This window comes from Aeromonas sp. S5(2024) (assembly GCF_041403025.1).
Classification (GTDB): Bacteria; Pseudomonadota; Gammaproteobacteria; order Enterobacterales; family Aeromonadaceae; genus Aeromonas; species Aeromonas hydrophila.
In genome coordinates this window covers 451,980-464,461 of record NZ_JBGLRI010000004.1, presented here as the reverse complement: position 1 = coordinate 464,461, position 12,482 = coordinate 451,980, and the positions used below count along the sequence as shown (strand labels likewise).

General features: G+C 62.1%; 12 protein-coding genes and 1 pseudogene. 5 read left to right on the top strand and 8 right to left on the bottom strand.

Features of this window, described 5'->3' with window-relative positions:
* Positions 1-532 precede the first annotated feature (532 nt).
* The 3 genes from erpA to clcA form a co-directional block, all read right to left on the bottom strand.
* Positions 533-883 carry an iron-sulfur cluster insertion protein ErpA gene (erpA, locus tag ACB032_RS11715; RefSeq protein WP_005304404.1) on the bottom strand — a complete coding sequence of 117 codons (351 nt, stop codon included), beginning with the start codon at positions 881-883 and terminating at the stop codon, positions 533-535.
* Positions 884-973: 90 nt separating this feature from the next.
* The gene (locus ACB032_RS11710) at positions 974-1,669 is read right to left on the bottom strand and encodes a DUF6776 family protein (RefSeq protein WP_043120753.1); all 696 of its coding nucleotides are present in this window, start codon (positions 1,667-1,669) and stop codon (positions 974-976) included.
* 86 nt (positions 1,670-1,755) lie between these two features.
* A complete protein-coding gene (clcA, locus tag ACB032_RS11705; protein WP_273767238.1) occupies positions 1,756-3,150 on the bottom strand; it encodes a H(+)/Cl(-) exchange transporter ClcA in 1,395 nt (464 codons plus the stop codon).
* A gap of 222 nt (positions 3,151-3,372) precedes the next feature.
* Here clcA and hemL point away from each other — a divergent pair, with 222 nt between their 5' ends.
* A complete protein-coding gene (gene hemL, locus ACB032_RS11700; protein WP_371137983.1) occupies positions 3,373-4,659 on the top strand; it encodes a glutamate-1-semialdehyde 2,1-aminomutase in 1,287 nt (428 codons plus the stop codon).
* Between the two features lie 219 nt (positions 4,660-4,878).
* Positions 4,879-5,694, top strand: a complete 816-nt coding sequence (locus ACB032_RS11695; RefSeq protein WP_371137982.1) for a hypothetical protein — start codon at positions 4,879-4,881, stop codon at positions 5,692-5,694.
* A gap of 60 nt (positions 5,695-5,754) precedes the next feature.
* Here the strand turns inward: ACB032_RS11695 and ACB032_RS11690 are convergent, their stop codons facing one another.
* Together ACB032_RS11690 and ACB032_RS11685 are read right to left on the bottom strand one after the other, a co-directional pair.
* The gene (locus tag ACB032_RS11690; RefSeq protein WP_011707266.1) at positions 5,755-6,657 is read right to left on the bottom strand and encodes a sulfite exporter TauE/SafE family protein; all 903 of its coding nucleotides are present in this window, start codon (positions 6,655-6,657) and stop codon (positions 5,755-5,757) included.
* Positions 6,658-6,913: 256 nt separating this feature from the next.
* Positions 6,914-7,636 (bottom strand): phosphatase PAP2 family protein, encoded by a 723-nt coding sequence (locus ACB032_RS11685; protein WP_371137981.1) that lies wholly within the window; start codon positions 7,634-7,636, stop codon positions 6,914-6,916.
* 175 nt (positions 7,637-7,811) lie between these two features.
* Here ACB032_RS11685 and ACB032_RS11680 point away from each other — a divergent pair, with 175 nt between their 5' ends.
* Complete coding sequence (locus ACB032_RS11680) at positions 7,812-8,339, top strand: DUF2937 family protein (protein ID WP_371137980.1); 528 nt, start codon at positions 7,812-7,814, stop codon at positions 8,337-8,339.
* 75 nt (positions 8,340-8,414) lie between these two features.
* On the opposite strand, the gene ACB032_RS11675 is transcribed toward ACB032_RS11680, so the two are convergent.
* Both ACB032_RS11675 and ACB032_RS11670 read right to left on the bottom strand, forming a co-directional pair.
* Positions 8,415-9,995, bottom strand: a complete 1,581-nt coding sequence (locus tag ACB032_RS11675; RefSeq protein WP_042065566.1) for a response regulator — start codon at positions 9,993-9,995, stop codon at positions 8,415-8,417.
* A gap of 114 nt (positions 9,996-10,109) precedes the next feature.
* On the bottom strand, positions 10,110-10,991 hold the full coding sequence (locus tag ACB032_RS11670; protein WP_011707270.1) for a LysR family transcriptional regulator: 882 nt from the start codon (positions 10,989-10,991) through the stop codon (positions 10,110-10,112).
* Between the two features lie 156 nt (positions 10,992-11,147).
* Between ACB032_RS11670 and ACB032_RS11665 the strand changes: the two are divergent.
* Both ACB032_RS11665 and ACB032_RS11660 read left to right on the top strand, forming a co-directional pair.
* A pseudogene (locus ACB032_RS11665) lies at positions 11,148-11,510 on the top strand (SMR family transporter); the annotation flags it as partial.
* Positions 11,511-11,650: 140 nt separating this feature from the next.
* Positions 11,651-11,971 carry an SMR family transporter gene (locus ACB032_RS11660; protein WP_016351879.1) on the top strand — a complete coding sequence of 107 codons (321 nt, stop codon included), beginning with the start codon at positions 11,651-11,653 and terminating at the stop codon, positions 11,969-11,971.
* Between the two features lie 99 nt (positions 11,972-12,070).
* Here the strand turns inward: ACB032_RS11660 and ACB032_RS11655 are convergent, their stop codons facing one another.
* Positions 12,071-12,472: a VOC family protein gene (locus ACB032_RS11655; RefSeq protein WP_044800718.1), complete on the bottom strand. Its 402-nt coding sequence runs from the start codon at positions 12,470-12,472 to the stop codon at positions 12,071-12,073.
* Positions 12,473-12,482 lie beyond the last annotated feature (10 nt).

The window sequence follows — 12,482 nt, the reverse complement described above, 5'->3', positions numbered from 1 at the left end:
ATGTGTTAGGCCTGCCGCCAGCGTTCAATCTGAGCCATGATCAAACTCTTCAATTTAAGTTTGGTTGCCTGTTAAGGCGGCTCAATGAATTGCTGAATTAACTGCTGCAACTAAAAGTTGCTTTGGTCACTTCATCAGACATTGATATCAAAAATTGTTTTTGATGCTCGATGCTGTGAGTGCCCACACAGATTGCTTGATTCAAATTGTTAAAGAGCAGGGTCGATAACTATAACCCTCACTGGTTTGCTTTGCAAGCCAGACCAGACGCGCACTGCGCCGTGCTGATGGAGGCGCATTATAGGGATATGATTCTCGCTGACAAGCGAAAACTCCGTGTTTTTTTGAAAAAGACGTTCAAGTGTTTAACTAACCATCAATCAGGATGAAAAGCGCCCTAACAGCAACCCAAAGGAAGCCCATCAAGGTCTCTTGAGCATTACTTGCTGGCCCAGAGCGTCCGACTATAGGGATGGGGGGGAAAACGAAAAGGGCCCCTTGGGGCCCTTCGATGTCACGCAGTATCTCTATATCAGATAGAGAAGCTGGAACCACAGCCACAGGTGGTGGTGGCATTGGGGTTGGTCACGGTGAAACGGGAGCCTTCCAGACCTTCGGTGTAATCCACGCTACCGCCAACCAGATATTGCAGGCTCATGGGATCGATCACCATGGTGACCCCGCTCTTCTCGACCACGGTATCTCCTTCGTTGATCTTCTCATCGAAGGTGAAACCATACTGGAAACCGGAGCAGCCACCGCCCGTGATGTACACCCGCAGCTTGAGCTCGGGATTTTCTTCTTCGGTGATCAGGGTCTTCACCTTGTTGGCGGCCGCATCCGTCATCTGGATGGGCAACGGGGCTTCTGCTACTGCACTCATTACTGACCTCACAACCGTTAAATCCACAAACATGGAAACCGCGAAATTATCCAATACCCGACCATTCAGTTCAAGTATTCACCAAGCTTCTTACTGCGCGGCCGGTACGGGTGCCGGTGGAGCGACTACCAGCGGCTTGATTACCTCGCCCCATTCAGCCAGCAGCTCCTGGGCTGGTTGCCGACCATCCTTGCTGATGGTGACCCGCACCCGATCCGGTACAAAGCCTTCCGGCAACTGCCAGTTGCCTTCCAACAGCTGGAAGTAACGCAGTGCATAGCGCCCCTCTCCTACCTTCATACCCAGCTCACGGCTGCCGAGGGTTCTAGGCTTGTCGCCCTGACTGCCTTCCACCTTTATCTGTACCTGACCGCGAAACAGCTCGCGCTTCTTGGCGGGCTGGGTCAACGCCAGCCGATAGTGATAACGGCCGGGGATACTGGTCTCCTGCAGGGTAAGGTTGTCGATCACCACCCCCACCTGCTCGCCGGTGGGGCGCATGATCCGCTCGAAAAAGGCCAGCTGGCGCTTCTGCTCCTGTACCTGGGCTTCCTGATCCTTGAGCGTCTGCTGCAACTGCTCGAACGCCGCCTTCTGGGTAGCCAGCAGCGTCTCCTTGATGCCGAGCTCGCTCTTGAGCTGGCCGATGGCCTTGCCTTGGCGCTCCAGCGTCTCCTGCTGCACCGTCAGCAGGCTGCTCTGGGCCAGCTCCTGGCGATTACCGACGAAATAGCCGATGAGCGCCCCCACCATCAGCACTGCCAACCACTTCATTATCTGGGACATAAGGCCTCTTTTGTTACTACGCATACTGCGGCCACGCTCCCTTCACTATACGCGACTCAAGCAGATTCAGGCCGGCAGACAAAGGGTTAACCGGCGGTGACGCCGCTTTCTCCCCGCTTTTGACGCGCAGCAAGCCGTAAAGTTCGCTCCAGGATCTGGGAATAAATCGGGCGGCCCCCCAGCCACTGAGCCACCAGGGTCGCACCGACCGTGGTGATCATCATGGGCAAGATCAGCTGATAGTTGTCGGTCATCTCGGTGACCAGCACGATCCCCGTGATGGGAGCACGCACGGTGGCGGCAAACAGCGCGCCCATACCGGCAATGGCAAAGGCGCCGGGCTCAATACCCAGCTCCGGGAAAGCCGCATGAAACAGGTGGCCGAACACCACCCCGAACAGGGTGCCCAGCGCCAGGGTCGGGGCAAACACCCCGCCCGGTGCGCCGGAGCAGAAACAGATCAGGGTGGCCACCAGCCGGATGGAGAAGATGAGGAACAGGGTGGCCATCGCATACTCCCCGCCCATCAGATGGGGGATGAGCTCGGTACCCCCGCCGGTCACCGCCGGGGCAACCAGCGACAGCACGCCGAAGGTACCTGCCACCAGCGTCCCGATGGTCACGAAGCGATGGCGTTTGTTTTGATGCAGCGCCAGATAACCATCCTGACAGGCCAGCACCAGCTTGTTGAAAACAAAACCCAGCACGCCGAAAGCGGCCCCCATGAAGAGGAACAGCCAGAGCGCTCTGAGGGCCGGCGCATCGTAGTGAGGCAAGCTGATCACCGCCCCCTGCCCCTTCATGTTCTGCAGCATCAGGGTTGCCATGATGGCGGAGATGCCCACCGCCTTGATGGCCAGAAAGGAGTAACGAAACTGCGGGCGCATCTCCTCCATCACGAACAGGATCCCCGCCAGCGGCGCATTGAAGGCCGCGGCCAGACCACCGGCAGCGCCGGCTGCCAGCAGGGCGTGGCCATGCTCCTTCGGCAGCCGGAAGATATCCGCCACCATCTTGCCGAGGTTACCGCCGATCTGCACCGACGGGCCTTCCCGCCCCAGCACCATGCCGGAGCTCAGGGTGCAGATGCCACCGAAGAACTTGACCGGCAACACCCGCCACCAGCGTACCGGACGCAGCTCGTCCATGGCCCCCTCAATCTCGGGAATGCCGGAGCCACCCGCCTCCGGCGCAAAGGTATGGGTCAGGAAATAACCAATACAACCCAGCAAGGCGCTGAAACCAAAGCCGAGCAGGCCGAGCTGCCACCAGGGGCGATCGGCCAGCAGGTCGACACGCTGCTGTGCCAGCCAGTGCACGCCGGACTCGAACAGTCCGCAGACCAACCCGGCCAGGGTGCCGACCAGCGCCGCCAACAGCAGCACCAGCAGGGGCATCTTGTCTTGATGAATGATCCGCCGCAGGACAGGGCCGCGGGGAGGCGAGAGCGGTTCGGAGGAGGAGAGAGCTTGTTGCGACATGAAAAAACCACATTCGTTTGCTGACGGAGGTGACGATCATCCGGCCTGCTGTCCGGCTGCCCAGCACCGGGCCTTTCTGCTATAGTCGGCCCGTTTCATTTAACACGGGGCAGTCCTTGGCCGGGGTCAAGAGCGCAAGCATACTCCAGCGCCCCCTGACTGCCGAGCCGCAATCGGCCACCTGCGCCTGTGTGACGACCAAAATCCCATTAAGGATGATCCATGTCAAAATCAGATCAGCTGTTTGAACAGGCCCGCCAGACCATTCCGGGCGGCGTCAACTCACCGGTCCGCGCCTTCAATGGGGTCGGCGGCACACCCCGCTTCATCGATCACGCCGATGGCGCCTACCTCTATGACGTGGATGGCCAGGCCTATGTGGATTACATCGGTTCCTGGGGCCCCATGTTGCTGGGTCACAACCACCCGGCCATCAAGGCCGCCGTCATCAAGGCGGTGGAGAAAGGGCTGAGCTACGGCGCCCCGACCGAGATCGAAGTGCTGATGGCCGAGAAGGTGCGCCAGATCGTCCCCTCCATGGAGCAGGTGCGGATGGTCAACTCCGGCACCGAGGCGACCATGAGCGCCATCCGGCTGGCCCGCGGCTACACCGGTCGCGACAAGATCGTCAAATTCGAAGGCTGCTACCACGGCCACGCCGACTCCCTGCTGGTCAAGGCCGGCTCCGGCGCCCTGACCCTGGGTCAGCCCAACAGCCCGGGCGTCCCGGCTGACTTTGCCAAGCACACCCTCACCTGCGTGTTCAACGATCTGGACTCGGTACGCGAAGCCTTCACCCAATACGGCAGCGAGATCGCCTGCATCATCGTCGAGCCGGTGGCCGGCAACATGAACTGCATCCCGCCGGTACCCGGCTTCCTGGAGGGGCTGCGCGCCATCTGTGACGAGTTTGGCGCCCTGCTGATCCTGGATGAGGTGATGACCGGCTTTCGCGTCTCCCTGCGCGGCGCCCAGGGCCACTACAACATCGACCCGGATCTCACCACCCTCGGCAAGATCATCGGTGCCGGCATGCCGGTCGGTGCCTTCGGCGGCAAGAAGAAGGTGATGCAGCACATCGCCCCGACCGGCCCTGTCTATCAGGCCGGCACCCTCTCCGGCAACCCGGTGGCCATGGCCGCCGGCCTCACCATGCTGGATCTGCTGCTGGAGCCGGGCCTCTATGAGCAGCTGAGCGCCAAGACCGCCCGGGTTGCAGAAGGGCTGAAAGCCGCTGCCACCAAGCACGGTATCCCGCTTGCCATCAACTACGTGGGCGGCATGTTCGGCTTCTTCTTCACCGACGAGCCCGAGGTCACCCGCTACGAGCAGGTCACTCGCTGTGACATGGAACGCTTCAAGCGCTTCTATCATCTGATGCTGGAAGAGGGCGTCTACCTGGCGCCGAGTGCCTACGAGGCGGGCTTCCTGTCGCTGGCGCACGGTGACAAGGAGATTGAACACACCCTGGCCGCCGCAGAGCGCAGCTTCGCCAAGCTGGCTGGCTAAGCCGCCGCGTGTCGCAAAAGGGCCCTTCACGGGCCCTTTTTCATTGCAGCTTCGGCGTCCTTCGGCCTCCCCTGATACGCCCGATGTTGGTGCAGACTTTGCGCAAATGGCACGGCTCTGTCACCAAACGGTGCATATCCCGCCCCTCCGTCCGTCATAAAACGGGCCCACAATTTGCACCCTGCAAGTTGGATGCAAACCCGTTTGAGCGAGGTGTATATGGCGGAAATGAGCCCCATCGATGTGCTGCGACGCTATCAGGAGTACGAAGCCGAACTGGCCCCCCTGCTGCTGGGACTGCTCACGGCATCACCCGATTCACTCAGCAGTTATCCCTTCATCCTGAACCAGGCACCCAGCCGGGAACCGCTCGGGATCCTGCCGCCGGTGCCGGCGCCGCAAGCCCGGTTGCATCTAATCGTGAGAGGCCAGGGCCGTGAGCTGACCCTCTGCCTGAACCAGCTCATCGCCTGGCTGATGGGGGACAGGGAACGACGCCGGGCCATGCCCTGGTTCAAGGGGGTTTATGTGGTGTTGAGTCTGGCGCTGTTTCTGATCGTCGCGACGCTCATCTGGCACGGGCTGGAGCAGCTCTATCTGCTGCTGTGCGGGGCGCAGCAGAACCGGCTGGGGGCCTTCAGCGCCATCATCTTCCTGACCTTGGCGCTGGCAGTATTCGACTTGGGCAAGACCATTCTGGAAGAGGAGGTGCTGCTGCATAAGGACATCTTTCGCCACAGCGCCATTCGCCGCACCATTACCCGCTTCATCGCCGCCATCTTGATCGCGGTCTCCATCGAGGGGCTGCTGTTGCTGTTCAAGGGATCATTAGGCCAGAGCGAACTGCTCTGGCCGGCGGTGGGTGTGATGGGGTGCGCCGTGGGGCTGCTGCTGGCCCTCGGCCTCTACGTGTTTCTGGGGGCGAGGGCCGAAGCGGCGCTGGTGCAGGCCAGCCTGCGACCTCTGCCAGCCGGGGTTGTGGCGCCCGCCGTGCCACCCGCCAAGAGGCGGGCATGGTCCAGGAGGTATAGATAACGCCAAAGGCCTGCAATCACGTCAATACTCCACGGCCAGCACCGACTCGCGCCGTACCGGCTAACCAGTGACGCCTGCCAGCCGGGGTGGTGGCGCCCGCCGTGCCGCCCGCCAGGAGGCGTACATGGTCCAGGAGGTATAGATGACGATGAAGGCCACCAGCCATTTGAGCATCGCCATGTCCATCGACTTGACCAGCATGGCCGCCAGCACCACGCCGACAGGGCCGAAGATGGCCACCGCCAGCACCGCCTTGGCATCGAAGGCCCCCTTGCGGATGAAGGTGCCCGCCGAGAAGACGCTGAGCACGGCGGTGGAGCCCATCATGATGGGAAACGCCGCCAGCGGATTCATGCCGAGCAGATAGACCAGGGTCATGCAGGGGGCGAACAAACCGATGCCCACGTTCATCAGCACGCCGAAGATGAAGTTGCCGAGCAGCGCGATCCCGAGCTTGTAACCGGTCAGCCCCATGGCATCGCCGCCGAGGGGGAACAACCCAAGCAGGCCCGCGAAGATGAGGCCGGCCACCACCAGCAGGGAGACCGCCATCACCAGCCGGATGGTCTGGCGATCGAACGAGGCGACGTGACGCGCCCCCCAGGCTGCCCCGGCAGCGGCGGCCACCATCATGCCGATGAGGGTGAGCGGATCCACCTGCACGGCGCCGATGAAAATCAGCGACTGGGTGACCGTCGGCAACACGCACTGGCCGTTGAGGGTGCCCGGCAACAGCCGGTCGTCGATCAGCTTGAACTGCTTGTAGCAGGCAGTCTTCACCGCGAAGCTGCCCACCCCCAGGGTATCGAGAAAATTGGCGACAAAACCGATGGCCGCCACCGGCCAGAAGGGGGTCGACTCCAGCTCCCCCTGTTGCCGTTTGTGCCACCAGGCCCGTACCAGCATGAAGATGAACACCAGGGCGCAGATGATGAATATCAGGCGCAAAAGATTAATTAACATACAGAGTTCTCCAGCAACGGGCGGCGATTCTAAGGCAGCAAAAATAAAAAATCTTGGTCAGGATCAAGCATTCAGCCCATGCAAACGATTATCTGGAGAAAGTCATGACGAGCACGCCCGAACGAATCTGCTAATACTTGTCATGAGGGCCAGCAGGCCTGGGGCCACCGGTGGTAGTCATGGTCATTTCGCGACGACCACAGTCACCGGCGGGAAGTAGCCAAAAAGAAGGCCGGTATGCACCGACCTTCTTTTTTTATTGCTGACTCGCCGGCGTTTTGCCCGCCAGCCACTGCCAGCCCGGCAGGCGTGGCAGCCGCTGGGCGATCCAGCCGATCAGCGCGTCCGACAGCCCGGTCAACAGCAGCAGCGGCAGGCAGAGCAGGGTCAGCGACAGGGCCCCCACATAGACATCCGTCAGCCAGTGAGCACCAGAGAGAATGCGGGGCGCCGAGAACAACGGCACCATCAGCAGCGCGGTCACCCCGGCCCAGCGCGGCAGATGGCGCAGGGCAAAGCCGGCGAAGATCATCAGGAACAGGGCGTGATCGCCGGGGAAGCTGTCGCTGGAGGAGTCCTTGGTCGGGATCCCGCTGAGCTGGGTCACCCGCAGCGCGTCCGTCACCGTCAAGGTCGGGCTCGGCCGGCTGACCGGCAGCAGATGACCGAACTGGTTGATCACCAGCGCCCCCAGCAGCATGACGAGCCCCATGGCCACCAGCCGGTGGCGTCCCTGATCGTCCGCACGCCAGAAGCAGCGAGAGAGGATCAGCCCCATGCAGGAGAGTACTGCCAGATCGAACAGCCGGTTGTTGGTCACGGCCACCAGATCGGCCCACCACTGGGCCTGACCCAGCCAGCCATTGACCAGATGGAAGACGGCGAGATCCCACTGATCCCAGGGGCCGTGATCGGGCAGAGCGGCCCAACTGATGGCGATGAGACCACCCAACAGATAACAGGGTATAAATTTGTGCATACGGACTCTCCTCCCCGAAAAATGGGGTCGTATTTTAAAGCATAAAAAGCGTGACGTGAATCACACAAACGAGGAAGGAAAGGGTCATGCCTCCTATCCGGAAAGCCGGCGCGTCCCCTGCCGGCTTGGCCTGTTGCAGCCTTGCGGCTAGTATGGAGTCCCTCTATTTCGCGAGATGACGAGAGCTATGCGCAGCTACCTTCGGATGATGCTGTTTGCCCTTGGCCTGCTGGCCGGCGTGCAGATCCCGGGTCTGATCGACCTCTACTACCAGCGGCTGGATGCCCGCCTGCAGCAGGCCAGCCTCAGCCTGGCCCCTTTTCAGGAAACGGCGGACCAGCATTTCAACGGCGATCTGATGGCCCTGGTCAACCACTACCGCACCAACCCGGATCCGGTATTCGCCAAGGATGCCGCCAGCCTGCAGCTGCTGGTCAGCCAGCGCCAGACCCTGCAGCAGGAGAGCGTCTACAAGCACCATCCCTGGTATCGGCAACTCTCCCACCTGCTGCTGCGCGCCGAGCCCCAGCTCTGGCAGGATACCCTGCAAAACTACAGCTACGTGGTGCCGCTCAAGCAGGCCGCCATCGTCTGCGGCATGGCGGCAGGCCTGCTCGCAGCCCTGCTTGGCGATCTGCTGCTCAGCCTGGTGTTGCTGCCGTTTCGCCGGCGCCAGCCTCGCACACGCTACGCGCCGCGCTGACGAAACCGACGCGGTGGCGCAGGCAGCCGGAAACAACAAAGGGGCCAATGGCCCCTTTGTTGTTTCCGTCCGGTATCACAGCTCGTATGGCAGCCGAGACTGACTGACCAAACGCTGGAGCGCCTGCACCACCTGGGGATCGAACTGGCTGCCGGAGCGTGACAGGATATATTCCATGGTCTGGGCCAGCGACCAGGGCTCCTTGTAGGGACGCTTGCTGAGCAGGGCATCGAACACGTCGACCACGGCCACGATGCGGGCCGACAGCGGGATCTGCTGGCCGGCCAGCTGCTCCGGGTAGCCCTTGCCATCGAAGTGTTCATGATGGCCGCGAGCAATCTCGGCCCCCAGCGACAGGTAGCTGGTGCCCTCCACCATCTCCCCCGCCTTGTGCAAGATACTGGCGCCGATGTCCGCGTGCTGCTCCATGATGAGCCGTTCATCCGGTTCGAACCGGCCCGGCTTGTGCAGGATGTGGTCCGGCGTGCCCACCTTGCCCACGTCGTGCAGTATGCTGGCCATGCCGATCATGTCGACGAAGCCCGGTGTCAGTTCGTCGGGATAGGCCCCCGCCTGCTGCAGCTCGGCCACGATGGCATCGGAGAGCTTCTGCACCCGCAGCACGTGATCGCCGGTATCCGAATCGCGAAACTCCGCCAGCGCCGCCAACGCCACCACGGTCGCCTCCTGAGCACGCAGCAGCTGGTTGTAGAGATAGAGGTTGTCGTACGCCGCCGAGATCCGCTGGCAGAACACGTCCAGCAGATCGCACTCGAGCGGGTCGAGCGGCTGGGTGGGGGTGAAATTGAGCACGAACTCGCGCCCGTTCTGGGCCGCGATATAGAGCGCATCCTGAGGATGCTCGAAGCGGTTGCAACGGTTGGCCAGCGCACTCATCACCGAATCGTGCAGGGCCGGGAAGGTACTGAGCGGCACATCGCTCAGCAGGGATTCATAGTCGCCGGTGGCCGCCAGGATCTCCAGCTCCTGCGAGCCGGGCCGGCGTTCGGCACAGATGGCACCTTCAGTGCCCACGTCGAGAATGGCGCTGATCTGCTTGAGCACGCCAGAGGCAAACTCCCGCAGCGAATGCAGATGATAGAGATCCCCCGCCCCCTCCAGTATCTTGCCGAGCCCCTGCCGGCTCTTGTCGATGGCGCAGAGGGTCTCGTAGGAGCGCAGGGAAGCGATGACGGTGGTGTAGAGCTTCTGCACCGTCAGCTCGGTCTTGGTCTTGTAGTCGTTGATGTCGTAATCGAGGATCACCCGCTGCTCCGGGGCCTGCCCCGGTTGGCCGGTGCGCAGCACGATGCGCACCAGGCTGTTGTGCATCTCGTTGCGGATCTGGTGCACCAGCCGCAGGCCGGCATCTTCGGTCTCCATCACCACGTCGAGCAGGATCAGGGCGATGCGCGGATTGGCCAGCAGCATGCGGGCCGCTTCGGCGCCACTGTAGGCGTTGAGCAGTTCAAGCGGGCGGGATTTGTACTGAATGTTGGAAAGTGCCAGCCGGGTGGCATGATGAATGTCCGGCTCATCATCGACGATCAACACCTGCCAGGGGTTGATCACCTTGGTCACCACGGCCTCATCGTCATCCAGCTCGATGATGTCGTCATCCAGCCAGAGCTCGTCCTTGTCTTGGGCACTGCTCATATCGTTCACGCCTCCAGGCGCTGCATGAGGGTACTGACAGTATGTACCATCAGGCAGCGATGGATCACAAGCCCCTGCACTTGCCCCCCTCGTGCCCACCTGGCGCCGGCCGGCTTATTCGAACGGTTCGAGATAGGCCTGGATTGCCTTCCTCAGCCACGCCAACACCTTGCCATGATAGGCATTTTCCGACAGATAGACGCCGTAGTCGCGCCACTGCAGGCTGAATTTGTGCTTCAAGGTCAGCAGCTCCCCTTGTCGCAGCTGGCTCTGGATCAGCGGTGACGGCAGCACAGCCCAGCCGAGGCCGTCGAGCACCGCATCGCGCATCAGCTCGAAGCTCGACAGCCCGATGTGGTGGCCGCCGATGGGCAACAGGCTCTTGACCGAAAATTCATCCACATAGGAAAGAGTGACCTGGGTATGACCGGTCAGATCCTGCTGCAATACCCGCTTCAGGCTGGCCAGCGGGTGGCTCGGGGCCACCACCATCAGGGTGCGGATCGGGTTGAGCACCTCGATGTTGAGGCCGCTGCGCTCCTGCTCCTCGGTGATGAGGCCGAAGGCGGCGTCAACAAACCCCTCCTCCACCAGCGCGGGCAGCTCTGGCGGCGAGGCCAGCACCAGCGAGATGCTGGTGCCGGGAAACTGGTGGCGCAGCGCCCCCAACATCTCCCGCCACACCGCCTCGGGAATGGCGTCATCCCGCGCCACCCGCAGCGCCACCTCAGCACCGGAGGCGTAGTGTTCGCACTTGAGTTTGAGGCTGTTGGCGGCCTGCAGCAGCCGCTTGCAGTCGTCCAGCACCTGCTCGCCGATCTCGGTCAATCGGCTCTGGTTGGCACCTCGTTCAAAAAGTTCGACGCCAAGCTCAACCTCAAGCGCCGCTATCGCCGTGCTGACAGCGCTGCGGCTCTTGCCAAGCCGGCGCGCCGTATTGGCAATGGAGCCACTGCTGGCTGATTCCACAAAGAGTTGTATCTGGTAGAGCTTCATGATCTGGGTCGTGAGCAGAGTATCCGATATTCACCTTACCTTGCCCTCTTCTAGCAAGGCAAACCGTCAGCGTCTGAATTGTCGACGCTCAGCGATTCTGCCGCCTGAGCGGGCTGTGGCTATCATGGCCCCGTCGCAGCAACAAAAGGACATTTTATGTTATTCAATCGCATGCTCCTGGCCCGCATCTTCCTGACGGGCGCCATCCTGACCGAGGTCGCCGGGACCTCCAGCATGGCCATGATCCCGGAGAACGAGGCCGGCTGGCTCAACTATCTGCCGATGTGGCTGCTCATCTCCTTCTCCTATCTGTTGTTGGCCAAAGCCGCCAAAACAATCTCCATTGGTATTGCCTTCGCGCTCTGGGAGGGGCTGGGGATCGCGCTGATCACCGTCGTCTCCGTGCTGTTCCTCGACTACCACCTGAATGCTCAGGAGTTGATCGGACTGGCGCTGGCCATAGTGGGTATTGTTCTGGTGACAATGGGTGAAACCCATGACGAACCGACCACAGGCACCGGCAGCATCCGCCGTCTTGGCGCTGCCCATGACAAACCGGCCGCCGGTACCGGCAGCCCCCGCCGTCTTGGCGCTGCCCATGACAAACCGGCCGCAGGTACTGGCAGTACTCGCTGCCTTGGCGCTGCCAAGGAGGCCGTATGCACCCGTTGATCATCGTACTGGGGGCAGCCCTGCTGGATATCGGCGCCAACATGGCGATCAACCGCTCGGTTGGTTTTCGTCACAAAGGCTGGGGATTTCTCGGCATCCTGCTGGTGCTGTGTGCCTTCACCCTGCTGTCGGAAGCGGTGAGCACCGGCAGGATCGATCTGGCCGTGGCCTACGCCACCTGGGGTGCCATCGGCATCCTGGGCACCGCCCTCGGTGGCTTGCTGCTGTTCGGCGAGCGGCTCAAGCCCATCGGCTGGGTCGGCATGCTGGTGATGGCCGTCGCGGTGACCCTGCTCACCACCGCCTGATCGCCCCCTCACGCACTGCACGCCATGAAAGAAGCTGCCCGGCTAACCGGGCGGCTTCTGCTCTTTATGGGGGCAATGCGGGTTCGCGGCAGGTCTGCCTCAGCGTCTTGCTTCGTAGAGCTCCAGCGGCAAGCCGTCGGGGTCGGCGAAGAAGGTAAAGCGCTTGCCGGTCAGCTCGTCCACCCGCACCGGCTCCACCTCGACACCATGACCCTGCAGATGGGCGATGACCCGGTCGAGCTCAGCGACCCGAAAGGCCAGGTGGCGCAAGCCGCACGCCTCCGGCCGGGAGGGGCGCGGCGGCGGCGCCGGGAAGCTGAACAGCTCCAGCTGGCTGCCGTCCGGCAGCGCCAGATCCAGCTTCCACGACTGGCGCTCCTCGCGCAGCGTCTCGGCGATGATGGGCAGCCCCAGCACCTGGTGGTAGAAGTGGCGCGAGCGCGCATAGTCGCTGGCGATGATGGCCACGTGGTGGATGGCATCGAACAGAGGATGTGACATGAGCTCTCCG

What these genes read in the sequence shown, in the direction of transcription:
- hemL (WP_371137983.1), top strand. Translation starts at nt 3,373, where the DNA reads ATGTCAAAATCAGATCAGCTGTTTGAACAGGCCCGCCAGACCATTCCG.
- ACB032_RS11680 (WP_371137980.1), top strand. Translation starts at nt 7,812, where the DNA reads ATGACGAGAGCTATGCGCAGCTACCTTCGGATGATGCTGTTTGCCCTT.
- ACB032_RS11670 (WP_011707270.1), bottom strand. Translation starts at nt 10,991, where the DNA reads ATGAAGCTCTACCAGATACAACTCTTTGTGGAATCAGCCAGCAGTGGC.
- ACB032_RS11710 (WP_043120753.1), bottom strand. Translation starts at nt 1,669, where the DNA reads ATGTCCCAGATAATGAAGTGGTTGGCAGTGCTGATGGTGGGGGCGCTC.
- clcA (WP_273767238.1), bottom strand. Translation starts at nt 3,150, where the DNA reads ATGTCGCAACAAGCTCTCTCCTCCTCCGAACCGCTCTCGCCTCCCCGC.
- ACB032_RS11655 (WP_044800718.1), bottom strand. Translation starts at nt 12,472, where the DNA reads ATGTCACATCCTCTGTTCGATGCCATCCACCACGTGGCCATCATCGCC.
- ACB032_RS11675 (WP_042065566.1), bottom strand. Translation starts at nt 9,995, where the DNA reads ATGAGCAGTGCCCAAGACAAGGACGAGCTCTGGCTGGATGACGACATC.
- ACB032_RS11685 (WP_371137981.1), bottom strand. Translation starts at nt 7,636, where the DNA reads ATGCACAAATTTATACCCTGTTATCTGTTGGGTGGTCTCATCGCCATC.
- ACB032_RS11690 (WP_011707266.1), bottom strand. Translation starts at nt 6,657, where the DNA reads ATGTTAATTAATCTTTTGCGCCTGATATTCATCATCTGCGCCCTGGTG.
- ACB032_RS11660 (WP_016351879.1), top strand. Translation starts at nt 11,651, where the DNA reads ATGCACCCGTTGATCATCGTACTGGGGGCAGCCCTGCTGGATATCGGC.
- erpA (WP_005304404.1), bottom strand. Translation starts at nt 883, where the DNA reads ATGAGTGCAGTAGCAGAAGCCCCGTTGCCCATCCAGATGACGGATGCG.
- ACB032_RS11695 (WP_371137982.1), top strand. Translation starts at nt 4,879, where the DNA reads ATGGCGGAAATGAGCCCCATCGATGTGCTGCGACGCTATCAGGAGTAC.